This is a genomic window from Methanobacterium lacus (genome assembly GCF_000191585.1).
In the GTDB taxonomy this organism is placed as follows: domain Archaea; phylum Methanobacteriota; class Methanobacteria; order Methanobacteriales; family Methanobacteriaceae; genus Methanobacterium_B; species Methanobacterium_B lacus.
Genome location: NC_015216.1, coordinates 419,676 through 438,074, shown reverse-complemented (window position 1 = coordinate 438,074; position 18,399 = coordinate 419,676). Strand labels below are relative to the sequence as shown.

General features: G+C 35.3%; 17 protein-coding genes and 1 tRNA gene. 11 read left to right on the top strand and 7 right to left on the bottom strand.

Annotated features, from left to right (window positions below; genetic code table 11):
• Positions 1-5: 5 nt before the first annotated feature.
• Positions 6-1,286 carry a tripartite tricarboxylate transporter permease gene (locus METBO_RS02325; RefSeq protein ID WP_227717233.1) on the bottom strand — a complete coding sequence of 427 codons (1,281 nt, stop codon included), beginning with the start codon at positions 1,284-1,286 and terminating at the stop codon, positions 6-8.
• A 258-nt stretch (positions 1,287-1,544) separates the two neighbouring features.
• Here METBO_RS02325 and METBO_RS13870 point away from each other — a divergent pair, with 258 nt between their 5' ends.
• Both METBO_RS13870 and METBO_RS02315 read left to right on the top strand, forming a co-directional pair.
• Positions 1,545-3,323 carry a hypothetical protein gene (locus tag METBO_RS13870; RefSeq protein WP_013644060.1) on the top strand — a complete coding sequence of 593 codons (1,779 nt, stop codon included), beginning with the start codon at positions 1,545-1,547 and terminating at the stop codon, positions 3,321-3,323.
• Positions 3,324-3,461: 138 nt separating this feature from the next.
• Positions 3,462-4,139: a DNA alkylation repair protein gene (locus METBO_RS02315; protein ID WP_013644059.1), complete on the top strand. Its 678-nt coding sequence runs from the start codon at positions 3,462-3,464 to the stop codon at positions 4,137-4,139.
• Between the two features lie 2 nt (positions 4,140-4,141).
• Here METBO_RS02315 and METBO_RS02310 read toward each other — a convergent pair whose 3' ends face one another.
• On the bottom strand, positions 4,142-4,630 hold the full coding sequence (locus METBO_RS02310) for a TspO/MBR family protein (protein WP_013644058.1): 489 nt from the start codon (positions 4,628-4,630) through the stop codon (positions 4,142-4,144).
• Between the two features lie 231 nt (positions 4,631-4,861).
• On the bottom strand, positions 4,862-6,229 hold the full coding sequence (locus tag METBO_RS02305; protein ID WP_013644057.1) for an MBL fold metallo-hydrolase: 1,368 nt from the start codon (positions 6,227-6,229) through the stop codon (positions 4,862-4,864).
• Positions 6,230-6,422: 193 nt separating this feature from the next.
• Here METBO_RS02305 and METBO_RS02300 point away from each other — a divergent pair, with 193 nt between their 5' ends.
• The 3 genes from METBO_RS02300 (at position 6,423) to METBO_RS02290 (ending at position 9,644) form a co-directional block, all read left to right on the top strand.
• A complete protein-coding gene (locus METBO_RS02300; RefSeq protein WP_013644056.1) occupies positions 6,423-7,364 on the top strand; it encodes an ATP-binding cassette domain-containing protein in 942 nt (313 codons plus the stop codon).
• A 2-nt stretch (positions 7,365-7,366) separates the two neighbouring features.
• A complete protein-coding gene (locus METBO_RS02295; protein ID WP_013644055.1) occupies positions 7,367-8,131 on the top strand; it encodes an ABC transporter permease in 765 nt (254 codons plus the stop codon).
• 139 nt (positions 8,132-8,270) lie between these two features.
• A complete protein-coding gene (locus METBO_RS02290) occupies positions 8,271-9,644 on the top strand; it encodes a DASS family sodium-coupled anion symporter (protein WP_013644054.1) in 1,374 nt (457 codons plus the stop codon).
• A 156-nt stretch (positions 9,645-9,800) separates the two neighbouring features.
• Here METBO_RS02290 and METBO_RS02285 read toward each other — a convergent pair whose 3' ends face one another.
• Positions 9,801-11,252 carry a PAS domain-containing protein gene (locus METBO_RS02285; protein ID WP_013644053.1) on the bottom strand — a complete coding sequence of 484 codons (1,452 nt, stop codon included), beginning with the start codon at positions 11,250-11,252 and terminating at the stop codon, positions 9,801-9,803.
• A gap of 130 nt (positions 11,253-11,382) precedes the next feature.
• Here METBO_RS02285 and METBO_RS02280 point away from each other — a divergent pair, with 130 nt between their 5' ends.
• Positions 11,383-12,102, top strand: coding sequence for a YkgJ family cysteine cluster protein (locus METBO_RS02280; protein ID WP_013644052.1), 720 nt, complete (start codon positions 11,383-11,385; stop codon positions 12,100-12,102).
• 113 nt (positions 12,103-12,215) lie between these two features.
• Here the strand turns inward: METBO_RS02280 and METBO_RS12565 are convergent, their stop codons facing one another.
• Positions 12,216-13,919 carry a sensor histidine kinase gene (locus METBO_RS12565; protein WP_013644051.1) on the bottom strand — a complete coding sequence of 568 codons (1,704 nt, stop codon included), beginning with the start codon at positions 13,917-13,919 and terminating at the stop codon, positions 12,216-12,218.
• Positions 13,920-14,126: 207 nt separating this feature from the next.
• On the opposite strand from METBO_RS12565, the gene METBO_RS02270 reads away from it, so the two are divergent.
• The 5 genes from METBO_RS02270 (at position 14,127) to METBO_RS02250 (ending at position 17,764) form a co-directional block, all read left to right on the top strand.
• Positions 14,127-15,023, top strand: a complete 897-nt coding sequence (locus METBO_RS02270; protein ID WP_013644050.1) for a UbiA family prenyltransferase — start codon at positions 14,127-14,129, stop codon at positions 15,021-15,023.
• A gap of 165 nt (positions 15,024-15,188) precedes the next feature.
• Entirely contained in the window at positions 15,189-15,755 is a 567-nt protein-coding gene (locus METBO_RS02265; protein ID WP_013644049.1) for a hypothetical protein, read from the top strand.
• A gap of 2 nt (positions 15,756-15,757) precedes the next feature.
• Entirely contained in the window at positions 15,758-16,423 is a 666-nt protein-coding gene (locus METBO_RS02260; protein WP_013644048.1) for a CRISPR-associated protein Cas4, read from the top strand.
• Between the two features lie 78 nt (positions 16,424-16,501).
• Positions 16,502-16,573: transfer RNA gene (locus METBO_RS02255), tRNA-Gln, on the top strand.
• Positions 16,574-16,597: 24 nt separating this feature from the next.
• Positions 16,598-17,764 (top strand): ATP-grasp domain-containing protein, encoded by a 1,167-nt coding sequence (locus METBO_RS02250; protein ID WP_013644047.1) that lies wholly within the window; start codon positions 16,598-16,600, stop codon positions 17,762-17,764.
• 26 nt (positions 17,765-17,790) lie between these two features.
• Here METBO_RS02250 and METBO_RS13810 read toward each other — a convergent pair whose 3' ends face one another.
• Positions 17,791-17,949: a hypothetical protein gene (locus tag METBO_RS13810; protein WP_013644046.1), complete on the bottom strand. Its 159-nt coding sequence runs from the start codon at positions 17,947-17,949 to the stop codon at positions 17,791-17,793.
• A gap of 6 nt (positions 17,950-17,955) precedes the next feature.
• The gene (locus METBO_RS02245; RefSeq protein WP_013644045.1) at positions 17,956-18,363 is read right to left on the bottom strand and encodes a DUF61 family protein; all 408 of its coding nucleotides are present in this window, start codon (positions 18,361-18,363) and stop codon (positions 17,956-17,958) included.
• Positions 18,364-18,399: the final 36 nt, after the last annotated feature.

The window sequence follows — 18,399 nt, the reverse complement described above, 5'->3', positions numbered from 1 at the left end:
CGGGTTTAAACCAAACCAGTGTAAATGACTATGGCCGGAACAATCAGAACTCCCATCAAGTTGGATTTATTCACTCCAACGTAGTGTGGAATTAATCCTAGCGAAATAGAAGTTATATAAAGAATAATAACATAAAATAGGTTTGAACCTTCTTTTAATGTGAAAATAATTACCAATGCAGACATTAAAATTATTATTCCCCTTGAGAGTTTGTTGTAATTCAATTTATGAATATTTTTTATCATGAAATCTCCCAAGGATATGCAGAAAAAAACCGATATTGAAACGGCAGTTACAGAAACAAAGACGAACATAACTAGAATTTGAAGATCGAAGTTTTGGATGAGCTTATCTATGAACACAGCAACTCCACTTCGGGGATTACCAATAATATATATGGTGATGAGAGAAAATAATGCATCTGAAACATTCACTCCACTCATTGCCACTAGAAAACTCTCCCTGCCTTCTGTCATGTTTCCTCCCCCACTCATCTCTTGTGCTAATATGCTCCCCTGTGCCGGGCCCATTCCAGGTAAAAATCCCAGGATGGTTCCAGCAATTCCTCCAGCAAATATACCCCTGATAATTTTACCATCGACCCTTAAGTTGTGATTTTCATGCTGGTAGGGCAGATAGGAATTCTGTGATAAACTGTAGATCAATGTGCTAACCCCGAAAAAGCCCGAAAAAATTGTTAATAGTAGTACATTTGGAGAAACAGTGCTGTTTAAACTTGCCCAGCCTATTATACCTGAAAATATGAAGATTACCGATGACCAGAAAATCTCGTAAATTCCCTTGTTTAACCTTAATACCATGTAAATAGCTGTAAATGTGAGAATTAAAGCTATATATGGTTTAATTATGGAATAAAATCCTGGTAAAAGCATTATAAAAATTGGAAGTAGTGTAACTGTAACCATGAGTGATCCAAAACCTCCCAAAGTTACCAACCGTATTGCTTCTTTGCCCCTTCCTTGAAGCATGAGATAATGTCCGGGCAAAACAGAAAGGGCTGTTCCTTCATCAGGCACTCCCAAGAACATTGTGGGAATGAAATCTATCAACGAGTGGGATATTGAGAGGGATATTAAAAATACTGCAAGGTACTCTGGAGAAAAATAGTTCATTAAATATACCGATGATGAGAATACAAAGGCTGCAACTGTATTAACATGTATGCCCGGGACCATACCCGTGAATACTCCAACCAGAACTCCAAATACACATGCCAAGAGCAGATCAAGAATTTTATCACCACACGTATATTTTATGGATCTCACTGTTATTATGATTAATTGATATATTAGTATTACTACCTTAAAAATAGTGAACCTGATCCCTGTGTACATTTACAAATTGGATGTTGTGGATATTTTAACCCAATTTATAATTGGCCCCTTAATGATCATTTCAGGAGTTAGAATGTTAGGTTAGCTTGATCAGAAGCTTTGATATCTATTAAATAATTAGTTAAAAAAAATTTCAGATAAAATATTAATGATCAAGTATAAAACAAAAATAAAGAGGTGATACAGATTTTGGAAAGAAAATATGTGTTGATTTTATCGGTTTTTATGATCATATTCTTGATGGGCAGTGCTTCGGCTGCCAACACAACTAATGTTAAGCATTCTAATAGTCAAAATATATCCAATCAACATTTTAAGCTGATTTCAAATCACTATAATTCTACAACCAACACCGTAAGGAAAGTAAATAGTACAAAAAATCAAATAGTGCCGGGATACGGTTGTTGCTCTGTTTTAGTCCATGTAAAAAAGGGATACGATGTATATTCATTCAGAAGAGACTCAGTTTATACAGCTAACCTGTACATTAAAAAAACAAATTGGTACGGGAAAGATGCATTGGAAGAATACAAGACAACCAACGGATACTTTTTCCATACCATAATAACCAAAAATGGATGGATATTCGGGGCAGGAGGTCCTGATATTCCGAGTCTAAACAGACAGTTGATGGAACTTGCAGGAAGAACATCTGCATCAGGCCACATAACATCCAGCACCATAACAAGTGCCACATCCCTCCTAAGACAAATGGGAATGGGACATTTCTTAATAAAAGCTCCAAATGATTATGTGGGGGCTGTAACGTACAATGGGGGAAGCTTAAAAACGGCATTATTTAAAATGTCAGAAGGACAGTACGTAAGCGTTCCCAACAGCCCATCATGTTACAGAACAGGCTACATTTCAACTGTGAATCCTGTTGCTTCTTCAATCAGCCTTGCGATGACTGATCGTTGGGGAGTGAACCGACGTAATATAATGACTTATCAAGTCCAAAATGTGAAGGATCTGGTGAATTACTCCACCAATGTAAAGATCTGGGCATCAGACAGTAGAGGAACACCAGACAACATAGTCTATAATGGAAATCTAATTTCTAAATATTCAATTCCAAGGGCTCCACACAAAAAATTAATTGGACAGATGGTTTTCAAGGACAACCTAAGTATTCCTAATAAAATCGATGGAGAAGTTTTAAACGGCTTGAATTTCGGATACAAATCCACATTTTCAGCTGATGGTAAAAATATATCAGTAAACTTCAACTCTTTCAAAGCTGATCTTCACTACCAGATTTCAAGCACCAAAGCCAATGGTATTAATGGTTACGGTAAGTACACAACTGTACTGGTCACAGGAAAGAATGATCAAGGCAGTATGATTCACAGGATTGTATACTACTTTAATAACTTGTTTGTTAACAGCAGATTCACATTAAGCAACTCCCAAGGAACTGTATTTTACAAATCCGAATCGAAAAAGGTTGGATCACAAATCTTCGAAACATTTAGTGGCAAAATAAGTAAAACATTAAGTTTCATAGGAAGTGTTCAAACAGCCCTTGATTATAAAAATGGACAGCAGCTTTACAAAAATTCTACAGTGAAAATAAACTATCAAACTAATGGAACCACCTTTAGCAGTACCAGTGCCAAATTGAAGTTTGTATATCAGAGTTATAATGGAAATTACTCCCTGATACAAAAAGTGTCAAATTCAACAACCAGCTACAACAAATCCACCTACACAAAAACAACCATCATGAATTTCAACTACAAACGCAGCACCCAAGGAAAACTAGTTGGTTTACAGATAACAGGAAATGCAAATGGTGTTGATGCAAGTTTAACTAAGTTTAAAAGCACTATTCAAGTCCAAACAAGACAAGATGCAACTGATCTCTACAGTGAAGGTTATCATTCAGGAAATTATTCAGAGAAGGCCACGAGTTTAAGCAGCAACTTGAACAAAATTGCACCATTTTATGAATCACTGATCCTATAAATTTGATTGAGAAGTTTGCAACTTCCAATCTGCCCCTATTTTTATTTTAAATTTAAACCTTGTATCCTCAATTAAAAATTAAAATCTGATAGATAATATGGATAATTATTTGGATAACAATTAAATGGAGGAAATTAAATGGAACTCCAAGAGATAGTGATGAGGCTTGAATTACTTTCCACACCCGAGAACATAGAAGGAATGGAAAAGTTTGGCATAACTCCAGAAAAAACATACGCAGTAAGAATACCTGAACTCCGGAAAATTGCTAGGGAATCTGGCAAAAACCATGACCTGGCATTGGAACTTTGGGAATTAGATTTTAGAGAAACTAAAATATTGGCATGTATGATCGATGACCCTAAAATGGTTTCATCTGACCAGTTAAATGCCTGGGTGTTGGAGTTCGATTACTGGGAAATTTGTGATCAGTGCTGTATGAACTTGTTTAGGAAAACAAGTTTTGCATACGATAAAATTTTTGAATGGGGAGAACATGAAGCGGAATTTGTTAAAAGAGCAGCTTTTTCATTGTTAGCTGTAATGGCTGTTCATGATAAAAAACAACCCAACCAACAGTTTGAACAGTACTATCCACTCTTGATCTCCGCATCAACAGACAATCGAAATTTCGTTAAAAAGGCAGTGAACTGGGCTTTAAGGAGTATTGGGAAGAAAAATTCCAGTTTAAACAAAAGTGCCATATATCTTGCAGAAGAAATTTTAGCACTCAATACAAAATCTTCCAAGTGGATAGCTAGTAACGCTTTAAAAGAATTAAAAAGTGAAAAAATAAGAAAAAAATTAGGGATGTGAGTTCAGTGGTTCAACAAGTAGACTGTGTAGTTTAAGTAACTGGCTATGCTCACCCAAATAATGTAGGGTATTAAAAGCAATCCTGCATTTCTTGATAGTACACCGAAGGCTATGATGTTTGCAAATATTGCTATCCACAGGAACATTATAACAATAAATCCTCCAAAGAGGGAATGAGCTCCAAAAAATACAATAGACCATATTAGATTTAATGCAAGCTGAATACCAAATATTAATACTGCAAACTTAACATCCTGCCTATATAATCCCTTACGTAGAATTAAAAACAATGCAATTCCCATTAAAAAGTACAGTACGGTCCAAACAGGCCCAAATATCCAGTTAGGGGGTGCCCAAAATGGTTTTGCTAGTACAGCGTACCAAGTGGTGATATTTGAGAAAGTGAAATATGACCCAAGGGATGCCACTAAAAATGGTATCATTAGCGAACCTATGAGAAGTGGTAATTCTTTAATATTGAATTTTTCCATTTTTATCTAACTCCATTATAAAAATTGTATATAGTAATCAACAAGATTTAAATTTTTTTAACAACAATATTTCTTATTTTGCAAGTTTATATCCAAAATTCATTGTTAACAAGATGTTTTAATAAAATTTTTCCAGAATTTAAATGGAACCTCGTTGTTAACTAATTTGTGAGGGAATTAATTAGTTTTAGGGTTCATGGTTCTAAAATATCAAAAAGCCCAATGCTGAAATCATCTCTTTACAACTGGATAACCTGCTTTTTTCCACGCTGTCATGCTTCCCATTACATTAGTTACGTTTTTATAGCCGTTCATTTTAAGTATTGATGTTCCGATACTTGCCTTGTAACCAGTATCACATAGTACAGCCACATGTTTATTTCTTGGAACTTTGTCCAAATTTTCCTTGAGTTCTCCTATGTATATGTTGTGAGAGCCTTCTATTCGTTCCTTTTCCCAGTCATTTTCCTTCCTAACATCCAGTATAAATAAAGATTTTTTTCCCATGTTCGGAAGCAAATCATGAACTGACCATGTGTGAACAGTTTCAAAATCTCCAGATCCCTTGAACCATACAGGAAATCCTCCAGAAAGATAACCATAGACATTATCGTAACCCAATCTAATCAGATATCTCTTAAGATCTTCTATATTACTATTATTTTCGTCCACCACAATTATTGGTTGTTCGTAATTTAAGAACCACCCAGAATATGAAGGTAGGCCATCTTTCCAAATATTCAAAGTGTTTGGAATATGTCCACCTGCAAATGCTGCAGGATCCCTCACATCCACAACCTGCCCTCCTTTGGACATCAATTCTTTCAATTCATGGATTCCGAGTGGTTTTAAGTAGGGTAGTTTACAGATTAGGGATGGGCCAATTAAATTATTCTTCTCCATTTCTTTGAAGTAGGGAGGAGTGTAAAGTTTTTCATGTAGTTTAAATTCTAGGAATTCTTTTTCAGATTTTTTAAGCGCAGGATTAGTCTTTTTTTCATAACCCACAGTTGTAAATTCCTGTTCACGAATAACAGCCCCACAAACAGAACCCGAACCATGTGCAGGCAGGATTATTACATTATCATCTAATTTGAGAAGTTTGTTAAAGACGCTGTTGTACATTGCTTTGGCCATTTTCAAAGTCTCATTGTTTCCATACAAGTCACATCTACCAACTTCTCCTGCAAAAATAGTATCACCAGTGAATACCATGTATGGATATTCAGATACTTCTCTGTCCTTTAACAACAAAGATATGCTTTCGTTGGTGTGTCCTGGGGTTTCAATAATTTCAAGAACAACATTTCCTATTTGAAATTTATCCCCTTCAACTACAGAATTGCCATATGCAAAATCTAGCCCTTTTCCATGGAATATATCTGCCCCAACAACTTCACGGAGTTCTAAAGAGCCTGCTGTATAATCTTCGTTCCTATGAGTTTCAAAGATGTAGTTGATCCTCATGTTATTTTTCTCTGCAATATCTATGTAGATATCACAATCCCTTCGCGGATCAACCACAGCTGCTATTCCATTGGAACCTATGAAGTAAGATTTATGGGCTATTCCTTCAGATTTCACAGTTTCTAATATCATGAGTTATCACCAACTATTTGTTAAATTTCTTTTTGTATGACGAAAGTAACTAAATGTTCAATGATTCAACCTTGCATCTTGATTAGCTTGCTGTCTTTTTTAGTACTTTGTTATTACTATGACTTTCAAAACAAAAATAATTTATCACTTCCCCATCATAATTTAATTGTAAAATTTTATTAAGGTGTTATTTATGGAGTATATAATTGAAACTCATGATATCAGCAAGGTTTATGATGATTTTACTGCTGTAAATTCAATAAACCTAAAAGTACCAAAAAACAGTGTTTATGGAGTTCTGGGGCCAAATGGCGCCGGTAAAACCACTCTAATTTCAATGCTGTGCACCATATTACATCCAACTTCTGGAACTGCAACAGTCAACGGATACGATGTAATGAAAAATTCTAAAGAGGTAAGACAATCTATAGGAGTAGTATTTCAATCCAGAGCACTGGATGATATTTTAACAGGACGAGAACATTTAGAAATGCATGCCGCATTGTATGGAGTTCCAATGGATCTGCGTAAGCAGAGGATTGAGGAAGTGCTTGATCTAATTGCACTTGGGGACAAGGCAGATGAGTACACAAAAACCTACTCTGGAGGAATGAAAAGAAGGCTGGAAATTGGAAGAGGATTGATACATCACCCCAAGGTTCTCTTCCTTGATGAACCCACCCTTGGATTGGACCCTCAAACCAGAGAAAATATTTGGGAATATATCCAGGAACTAAATAAAACTGAAGATATTACAGTTTTAATGTCAACACACTACATGGAAGAGGCTGACAAGCTCTGTGATGAAATAGCAATCATCAACCATGGGCAAATCATCACTGCCGATTCTCCTAAAAACTTAAAAAGAGATCTTAGGGCAGATGTTATCACGGTAAAAGTTGACGACGAAGAAAAATTCATAAATTCAGCCGAAAAATTGGACTTCATAAAGGATATTATTGTTGCTGACTCAGAAATCAAACTGATGGTGGAACGTGGGGAAAATTTAGTTGCCACCGTTGTTAACTTTGCAAACAAAAACGATATAATTGTAAAATCAATTGAACTAGAACATCCTAACCTTGAAGATGTCTTCATAAATCTCACAGGTAAAAGAATTGTTGATGAGGGTTAAAAATGGCCGAATGGGAAGGAATATACACAATATGGTTTAGAGAAGCTAAAAGATACGTAAGATATCGTTCAAGAATCATTTCTTCGGTAGTTACACCCCTTTTATGGCTTTTAATCTTTGGAACAGGTTTGGGATCCGCCATCAGGTTCAGTGGTATGACTGGAGCCTATCAGGCATTCATATACCCTGGTATTATTGGTCAGACCATACTTTTCACCGCGATATTTTCTGGTGTTTCAGTAATCATGGATCGGCAGTACGGTTTTCTAAAGGAAATAATGGTGGCCCCAGTTAGCAGACCATCCATTGTTTTTGGTAAAGCCCTTGGTATCGCAACAGCTTCAATAATACAAGGAGTGATACTTCTCCTGCTTTCATTCGTTGTTGGTGTTCAGATGACTCCATTCATATTCGTTGCATCATTCCTCTTGATGATACCAATATCTGTGGGACTTGCAGGAGTGGGGCTTTTAATAGCAACTTTCACAGACAGTATGGAAGGTTTCAACCTGATAATGAGTTTTATTGTTCTGCCAATGTTCCTTTTAAGCGGAGCCTTATTCCCTGTTACAGGATTACCAACATTTCTACAGTTTGCAGTGTATTTAGATCCATTGACCTATGGTGTGGATGCTTTAAGACAAGTAATCATCGGCCATGGAGCTTTACCACTGTATTTAAGTACAGCTGTGGTTGTGGGTTTTGCACTCTTGACAGTAATTTTATCAGCCATATTATTTAGCAAAAAGGAACAAAACCTCATGTAGTTCCTTTTTATATTTATTTAAGCTTTTTAAACAAATTTAATCCCAGACTAAATATAATAATTAATCATTATAAAATATATTTATATGTTCTTGCATCAAATTTTTATTTTTATAGTGTAAGGAGGGATATAAGACGAATTTGAGTTTTAAGACTTTAGGAATGCCTATAGCCATTGTTGCCTTTATTGTGGTTATGTTAATTCCTTTAGGTAATGGTTTAAGTTATTCTGGCCACGCAGCTATTGGTCTTTTGGTTTTCGCTGTAATAATGTGGGCTAGTGAAGCTCAGCATTTGGCTGTTACTTCTTTGATATTGCTGTTTTTACAGCCAATTTTAGGTATTGAGAGTTTTAATAATGCTGTTATTGGTTTTGCCAACCCTATCATCTTCTTGATGATTGGAGGGTTCATACTTGCAGAGGCCATTCGTAAGAGTGGACTTGCTAAAAGATTTACTTATTTCCTGCTTAAAAAGGTGGGTACCACTCCGAGTATGAGTATTTTCGCTGCTGTATTTTCCACAGGTATACTATCTGCTTGGATCGAAAATGTGGTTGCTTTTGCAATGTTGCTTCCTATTATTAAGGAAATTGTTCCATTGTTCGGTGTTAATGACGCTGAAAAGGGCAACAGTAACTTTGCCAAAGCTATGGTCTTGGGTGCTTCATATGGTTCCCTTGCAGGTGGATTCGGTACAGAAATTGGTACTGCTCCCAACCTGATGGCAGCAGCATACACCCATTTGCCTTTTGCTAACTGGATGGTATTTGGTTTTCCTTTAGCCATTTTTATGCTCTTTGTAACTTGGAAATTGTTGAGTTGGATATTCCCACCAGAAGTCAAAGGAATTGTTGGTGGACATGAAACACTGAACAAGACTTTGAGTGCTATGGGTTCCATTAGCAGGACTGAGAAGATCACAGCAGTTATTCTGTTCTTCACCATTGGTCTCTGGATCACAACAGGTATCACAGGTTTAGACAGTTACTCTGTTGCTTTGATAGGTGCTGCACTGTACTTCATAACAGGTGTTGTTGATTGGAAGGATGCCCAAGAAAATGTGGATTGGGGATTAATCATCTTCTTTGGAGGTGCACTTTCCCTTGGAGCAGCACTACTAAATACCGGAGCAGCAGCTTGGCTCATTAACGACATCATATCATTGATGGGTAGCAACGTTTCAACAGTGTCTATCATGCTGATTCTCATGATCATAGGTGTAATTTTCACCCAGGTCATGTCGAACATAGCACTCGCAGCTATTTTAGTACCACTTTCTGTTACTTTAGCAGCTGCTCAGGGCCAGCCTGTTGGTATTTACGCAGTTCCTGTTGCTATTGCATGTTCACTTTCATTCATGTTCCCGATGGCAGACCCTACAGTTGCAATGGCATATGGTACTGGATACGTGAAAATCAAGGAAATACTAAAAGCTGGAATACCAATGGTTGTAATAGGTATTATAGCAACTGTAATAGTAATGTTAACCATTGCAAAACCATTCCTAGGCTAAAAATAGTTTGAATTTGGTATTGATTTAAAAATCAATACATTAATTATTATTTTTTTTTAATTACAAAAAAAATTAGAAATCAGTCATTTTTTAAAATAGATTTCATTGATCCACTGCATTCAAACTACGTGGTTTGAAGAATGAAAAAAGAATTCTTTAATCTGATTTTTTTTCCGTTGGTTTAATCTCTCTCCAATAGGCTGATATTCCATCAGAAGAGGGATAAACACTGAAATCATACCATTTTTCAGAACCTTTTAATCCTCTGGATTCAAAATGCTGAATTTCATGGTTATCATTGGCTTTTTTAAATCCAGATTCAATTGCAGATCCAATTAACTCAGGGAAGGTTTCCCATAGATTTTGACCAATAAGATCATCATAATCAGCGTTAAAAAATTCTTCTGCACAATGATTAACATAAGTAAAATGCCAGTATTGACTTAATGCAACAAATCCATCTTGTATACTGTCTAATATTTCAGTCATCTGACTTTTACTTCTTTTAACCTCTTCTTCAGCCTTTTTTCTTTCAGTGTCATCAAACATGTACCCCTTTACTTGTATCATTTCATTTTCATCGTTAAAAATACCTACAAGATTGGCTACAACATGAATTCTCATACCATCAGATCTTCTCTGCCAACTTTGAAATCCCAATAATTTTCTTTCTCTTTTTAAACGGGTGATCATATATGGCCAGTCAAATGAGTTAAACTTAGAAATATTACTCTTAGCTGCTTTATCCCTATCGTAAAATCCATATATATCTGCAAAGGCAGGGTTACATTCCAATATTTTCCCATCAAGAGTAGCAATAAAATCCCCAGTTAAATCCTCATCAAACAATTTATGATACTTCTCTTTACTTTCCTTGAGGAACTGTTCAGCCTTTTTTCTTTCAGTATCATCGAAGACATAACCCTTGATCTCAACGAGCTTGTTTGAATCGTTAAAAATACCAACAATATTTGCTACTACATGGATTACAGTTCCATCAGATCGAATATGTATAGTTTGATGGCCCTTGATCTTATGATCCTCAGTAAGATCTTCGATTAAATTTATCCAATCTTCAGGGTTAAATCTTGACATATTCGATTTCAAGGCGATTTCACGATTTTTAAATCCATATATTTCGATGAAGGAATGATTACAATCTAAAATCGTTCCATCAGGTTTAGCTATGAAATCTCCTGTTAAATCATCTTCAAAAAAACTTTGATACTTCTTTTCATTGGCAAGTATTTTTTCTTTTTCTTCATTTTTTTCTGTTATATCTTGAATTTCAACCAAGTATCCAGATTCAATGGAGGAAATATAAAATTGGGCGTACAATGAAGAATTTTGGCATATTTGCTCTGCATCCTTAACATGTTCTTTTAATCTTCCTTGGAACTTGATCGGACCTGTTTTATCCAGGTCTGCTAGTTTTTCCTGAATTTTTGGGTAGTAAAACAGATCCATTCCTAAAAGAGTGTCCAGATTGCAACCAACAATTTTCAGTGCTGATCTATTTGCATCCTCCAACTTACCATCTGATCCATAAATTAAAATTCCAATTGGGGATTTATCAAATATTTCTTTAAATCGTTCTTTCTCTGGCATAAAGCTTCCCTAATTATTCTATTTATTATGATTTAATCAAATTTTTATCCATCTTAATTAGTTTTAGATCAAATCAACAGCGTTATATCATATAAACCACTAACTATATCAAGAATTTGTTGGTGAACCGATGTTATTAGAAGAGTTACATGATCGAGATTATATAGATTCATTGTTTAAACAGTACCAGGAACTTGCAGATGAACAACCTAATTTAAATTCAGAACTGTTTATTTTCGAAAAAATGGTATCAAAAAGGGTTAAAAAGTTTTTAAAGAAATCTAATCGTTTGAAAGATGTTGAAAAAAAGGATTTAAAGGAGATCGTTCATTTTTCTTCCATTGTCTTTACCGAAGGATCGTTAGTGGCAGCTTTGAGATTGGATCTCTGTAACAGATGTGGATGGTGTTGTGAAAATTGTTCTCCAATCTACATAACAGCAGAGGAATATGAATCTTACCAGAAATCAGAAAATATCATGGCAGGTGAGATGGTACCCCATGAAGATGGTTACAGGTTTGAACAAGACAGACCATGTGAACATTTCATAAGGTCTACAAAGAAGTGTGATATTTACAATGAAAGACCTGCAGTTTGTAAGGCCTATCCAATCATGATCAGGGATGAAAAATATGTATTTACACCAAACCACTTCTGCAAGTACGCAGTTGAATTTGTGGTGCAGAAGGCTATTACAGAAGTTACAACTTGCCTTAAAATCCGTGAAGACCCAGAATTCCTTGAAAAACTTAAAAAACAGATGGAAACCCAAATTCCTGATGATGCGGATAATTTGGATGAACGAGTTAAAAAATGGAATAAAATAGCAGAAGAACTCGATGATCTGTGATCGATTTCTCACGAAATTAAATTTAGTTCAGGTTTCAGTCCTTAGGATCTGGGGCCAACAATCCATTGGATACCCAGCTACTCCCCAAAGGATATTTCCTTTCCTATTTCTTTTTACTTAGATTTTATGAGTCTTTGTTTGTAAATTAATTCCCTGAATTTAATGGTGAATTTTGTACCATCTTTAGTATCAACGAATATTTTTCCATCAAGCTGATTGGTCAGCGAAACAACAAGTTGTAGACCAAGTTTCTGTGGATTGTTGAGATCCACATCGGGAGGTAGTCCTACACCATTATCAGCCACTTCCAAGACGTAGCATTCTGGAGTTTCATCATCCAAACTTAGTTTTATAGTTATTCTACCGTTGCTTCTTCCTTCAAATGCATGTTTTAAAGAATTTATAAATAATTCATTGATTATTAGACCACAAGGCACTGCTGTATCCATGTTTAGGACCAGATCTTCGTTGACATCCATTTCAATTTTTATCATTTCCTTGGAGTAGTAAGATACCAGGTAACTGACCAAACTTTGAATGTAGTCTCTGAAGTTAATATTTGAAAGATCGGTGGATTGGTAAAGCTTCTCATGAATAATTGCCATTGATTTAACTCTACTTTGGCTCTCCCTGAATATTTCAAGATCTTCTTTGTTTTTAATTCCCTGGGACTGGAGATTTATGAGGCTCGAAATAATTTGTAAATTATTTTTCACTCTATGATGGAGTTCCCTCAGTAACAATTCCTTTTCTTGTAGAGATGTCTTAATTTTATCCTCTGCATTCTTTATGTCTATAATGTTGTTACCTATGCAAACTATGCCCAGAACAGTTCCCATATCGCTCCTGATAACGGATTTTGAGATAATTACAGGCACGCTACTGCCATTCTTTGTTTTAATAACGGTCTCAATGTTGATTATTGAATCTGTTGAAGTGTCCAGTAGATCCTTAAGAGTCATAGTTTTTTCAGCAAACAAGCATTTAACTGGTTTTCCAATAATTTCGGATTTTCCATAACCAAACAACTCGGTTGTGGCTTTGTTTATGTTTACAACATTCATCTGAGGGTCTAACATGATAAGAAAACTAGACATGGTCGAAACTATTTCATCAGCTGCAATTGCAGCTGTTAAAGCTGGGAATCTATATTTCCAGACACCGTAACTTATGAAACTTAAACCCACCGTGGACATTACAATAGTTGTTTCGGGGATTCTTATGGACATGGAAGGTAGTACAAGATCACTAACCATGCTGATAATGAGGGGAAAATATAACCCTGCAATCAGATATTTGGCCTGTAACTTCTCAACATTTCTAGTTCGAACATAGTAGAATAAACAGAGCCCTCCAGCTATGAGAACACATGTCAAGGTCCATATACTCATAACATTAAATATGGCCGAATTTTGGGGAAAGATATAGGTCCAACCCCAGTACTCCTTAAGAATTCCTTGGAGTAACAGGTTGGTGGTTACAGCATAAATTGAGATTATTATCGCTGGAACATACATCAAAAGGTAGGTAAGTTTGTTTTTTAGTACTTCTGTTTTTCCAGTGAATATTAGGGAAATGTGAAGTATAACAGGGGGAACCAATGGCCATAACCCGCTCAATTTAAGCCACAAGTAAGCTGTTTGGAAATCTGTAGTCTGCCTGTACTGAAATTCAGTAAACGCAAGAAAACCTACTAAAAAACATAAAACAGCAATCATGATATTTAGTTGGCTTCTTGAATTTTTATGATAAATGAAATTGCCCAAGAAGAAACAAAGGAAAAAAGCTGACAAAGATACGTATGAGTATATGTTCATATTGAGTTTCTCCAGATGTGTTATCATAGTTTGTAAGCTAACAAATAAATCTTTTTCTCGTATAAATATTTTATAGGTCTTTCTTGGAAAATAACTAGTTATATTAATAAATTCTTCGAAATCATTGTCTAATCTAATAATCCCTCAGTATTTTTTACTGATTGGTTATTTAGTCTTTAAAAAAGAACTTTTTAGACGTGGGGGCGAATGATTTTAAGTATTGAATTAAAAAATCATTATTCGAATTTTCTTTCCAAGATCATTCAAGAACTGGTACATGGAGGCTATTTAACAGCTTTAGGAGCACCATCATTAGTTCTTACCACGATGATCATCACCAATTCTGAGGTAAATATTCCACTTCTGGTCATTTCTTATCTTCTTCCATTGATTGTTTACAGCTTTGACTACATGAGGGATCTAGAGAAGGATCTTGAAACCAATTCTGAAAGATCAAAACATCTACTGAAGAAAAAAAAGTTCTACCCTTTCCTACTGGCGTTCTATATTTCCATTTTAATCCTGCTTCTTTTAATGTTTTCAGGCATGAATTTAGTTATTTTCATTGGATTGATAACCATGGGCGGTTTGTTATACGCAACTGCTCTGAAAAGTCTTACAAAAAAAATTCCAGTGTTTAAAAATGTTTACACTGTGTTAACTTGGTCACTGGGAGGTACCATGTTTGTATCTCTTTTCTTCTCAATCCCCTTTTCAGTTCCCTTTCTTGTTGTATTCATATTTATAAATCTCAAGGGAATGATCAATGCCATATTTTTCGATCTGAAGGACTATATTTCGGATTCTAAGGAAGGGCTGAAAACATTGCCTGTAATGCTTGGTAGAAGAAATGCAATTAATTGTTTGCATATTTTAAATGTGCTGGCAGTTATACCACTTGTTTTAGGAGTTTATTATCGGATAATTCCGATCATAAGCCTTTCATTAATAATATTTTTCTTTTACAGCTTCTATTATCTTAGAACTGCACAAAATGCTGATAATGATAAAGTTTGGGTTAAATTGGGTTCAATTGCAGATTTTGAATTCATGTTTTGGCCACTAATTCTCATATCTTGTATGCTGGTTAGCAACATCATCTAAAATTGTTTGGCCTGTGAATGAAAATTATTTCAAAAAGGATAAAAGAAGGAATCAATAATATAATTCTGTTCTACATTAGAATATTTCAAATGAAGTGGAATCATTTCCCATTTAATTGGTGAAGGATCTGTCTTTATTTCTTGTCAATTCATTGGAGCAGTATTAATGGTAAAAGTAGTAAAATCGGCTGTTAAATGCTATAAAAAGAAAACTAAGAAGACTGTAGGCGGTAAAAGGAAAGTTTATGAATATAACCAGTACTTGGTGCCTTTAAAAAGATCTGATAACTTTCAGTGTAGTGAAGATGTTCTAATAATTCCCAGATCTGAGATGGAAGATTTAGCCCTTGCAAATAAAACTACAGTGGCTGAGTTTTTCGATAATGTGGGCTATGGTAAAAACAGCATAGCTGCCTACGAACGAGAGCTTGCAGAATTAGAATGGAAACATAACGAACTATCTAGATCCTATAAGGAATTGGTTAGTAAACATTCTAAAACAAATAAACGAATTAGATTAGATGGGGAGAAAATTACAACTCTTGAAAATGAGAACAATGCTGTTCAAAGGGAATTTGAAGCCTTAAAAAAGGATCATGACGAATTAAAATCCAGATTCCAGCTCGAATTCCAGAAGAAAAAGGCTGATGAGGAAGAAAATGCCCAAAAGGATGATATATGGTCCAGTTTAAAGAATAGGTTAGGTAGTAAAAAGGATGGAGAAGGCGATTAATAATGGTCAGTTCAAGATCAAAACCACATCCATCCATAAGTCAGGTTAAAATAATTGCTGATAAAAACAACTTCCCAATCAGCTGGCTCAACAAACAGGGATTTTGTGAGTATGGTATCTTCCTTGAAAATGTGAAGGGAATAGAAATTAAACCAACTAAAGCAATGGTTGAAGGTACTCAGGAACATCTGATCCTTGAAAACAACTTCAAAAAAGATGCTGAACCTGCAACATTTGATGAAATGTTGGAAACATCTAAAACTGGTGAGATACTATCGAGGGAACTGCCAGTAATCTCTGAAAAATTCGGGATCAGGGGTTTCATTGATGAAGTTTGGATGACTCCCGATGAATTCATAATAATTGATGATAAACCTGGAAGAGTTGCTTACTCATCAAGCATAAACCAAGTTTACGGGTACTGCCTGGCATTCAAGGACATGGTCCCTGAAAAAAGGAGAATTATTGCATCGTTAAGAGAAAGAGGTACCGATAATATTTTCTGGTCTTCTTACTTCGATAAAAAGGCAGAAATGGATGTTAAAAACTTGATTAATCGCGTCCACGGACTTTTAAATGGAAAAATTGATTTTATCCCCACAAAAAACCCTAATAAATGTAGGGGATGCAGATTCAATAACCTCTGTGACAAAAAATCCATATTTTAGTTTATCCTGAACTTCGATACATTTAAATATAAGCTAATCGTAAAAACTGATTACTGTATAAAACAGTCTATTCTATTTAGTCCTGTGGGGTAGTGGTAATCCTGCTGGTCTTTGGAACCGGCGACGGCGGTTCGACTCCGCTCAGGACTATTCTAATTTTTATGGGTTGTATCAATGGAAAATATTTTAGTTGTAGGTGCAAGTACCAGACCTGTGGCAGCTGCATTGAATAGTGCAGGATTCAATGTTTACTCCGCTGATTATTTCGGATGTGAAGATCTCCTCCCAATTGTAAAGGAGTACAGATCAATTTTAAAGTATGAGTCCCATGAATCAACAGGTTTTTTTTCTGAAAAGTTTACTCATAACAGTTTAAACAAAGTTGCAGCAGAATTTGTCGATGATGTTGATCATATTGTATGCTGTTCAGGTGCAGATCCAAGCCAATTTCCAAAAAATAAGATTTTAGGAAATCAAGAGATAAATGATGTAGAAAATAAATATAAATTATACAAAACTCTTAAAAAGAGATTTGAAGGATTAATAAACATTCCTTCTACTTTTTTTGTGGATAAGTTGGAGGATGCAAATTGCATTGTGCAGGACAATCCAGAGAAAAAATTTCTCATCAAACCCCTTGAAGGATCTGGTGGAGTTGGCATAACTAAATTTACACCTCCCCTTGAAACCATAGATAATAATGGTGCTATTTTACAGGAAATTGTTGATGGGCAGAATATTAGTACATCTGTAATTTCCAGTGTAGATGAAGCAAGAACAATTCTAGTAAATCAACAATTAATAGGAAATATGGGGTTGGGACAACTCGAAAAATATGGTTACTGTGGGAATATAACTCCGTTCACAGGCTTGGATCAAGAATCCATTCATAACTTGAAGGAAATTTCAGAAGAAATAATCTTGGATCTGGGACTCATTGGATCCAACGGCTTGGACATGGTTCTCAAAGATGATGGTACTCCCTACATAATCGAAGTAAATCCAAGACTTCAGGGTAGCTTTGAAGTTGCTGAATTATCGTTGGGAATAAACATGGCACAAACCCATATCAATGCCTGTGATGGTTCCTTAATTGAAAACGTAAAACCTCGATGTTTTGCAATTAAACAAATTGTTTTCGCAAAGGAAAGGTCCCTGGTAGGGAATATGAATCACGAGGGAATTTCCGATCTCCCTGCTAAAAATGTCATAATTGAGAAGGGAGAACCTGTAGTAACAGTTGTTAATTCAGGGATGATTTTAGAAAACACCATGAAAACTAGCCACGAACTGGTGGCTTCAGTGTATCAAAACCTGCAACCTGCGCCTGAAAAAAGATGAAATCTATTAAATTTTCTGTTTTTATGTTAAATAATGTGTAAAGCCCATAGTATGAATATAATAGTGCCCACAACAATAAGAATGGTTGAAATGATCATTGCGGCAGATACTAACAAAAAAAGTTTAGCACGTTTATCAGGGTCTTCAACATCTTTAAATAATTCGTTCAATGGATCTACGCTCATGGTGATTTACCTCACTAAAAATATGTATTGGGTGGTTGTTGGGAGTATACTTCGAAGTTTCTTTAAATCTGCCCTGTAAATATACATCTCAGTTTCACAGTTATCAATCTCAAGAATCTTACAAACTACTTCTGATTCATATTTTCCTGCTATTCTAGAACCCGAAGCATTAGAATCTATTTCAATATAAATTGGAAGTTTCAGCTTATTGAAGTTAGATTTCCCTAATATTCCGGAAATCCTCTCGAGTTCTTCCCTTTTAAACCTGTGTCTGGTCCCATCAGCACCAATAACATGTGGCTTATCTTCTTTTAAAAGTTCTTCGAGAAATTTTCTTTTACGGGGCAAATGCTTGTTCAGAATCAGGATCTGTTTTTTAACAAGTTTGTCTCCCCTGCTGAAATCAGTTGTCATATTCTAAAATATATCTTCATCGATCCTATATTAACT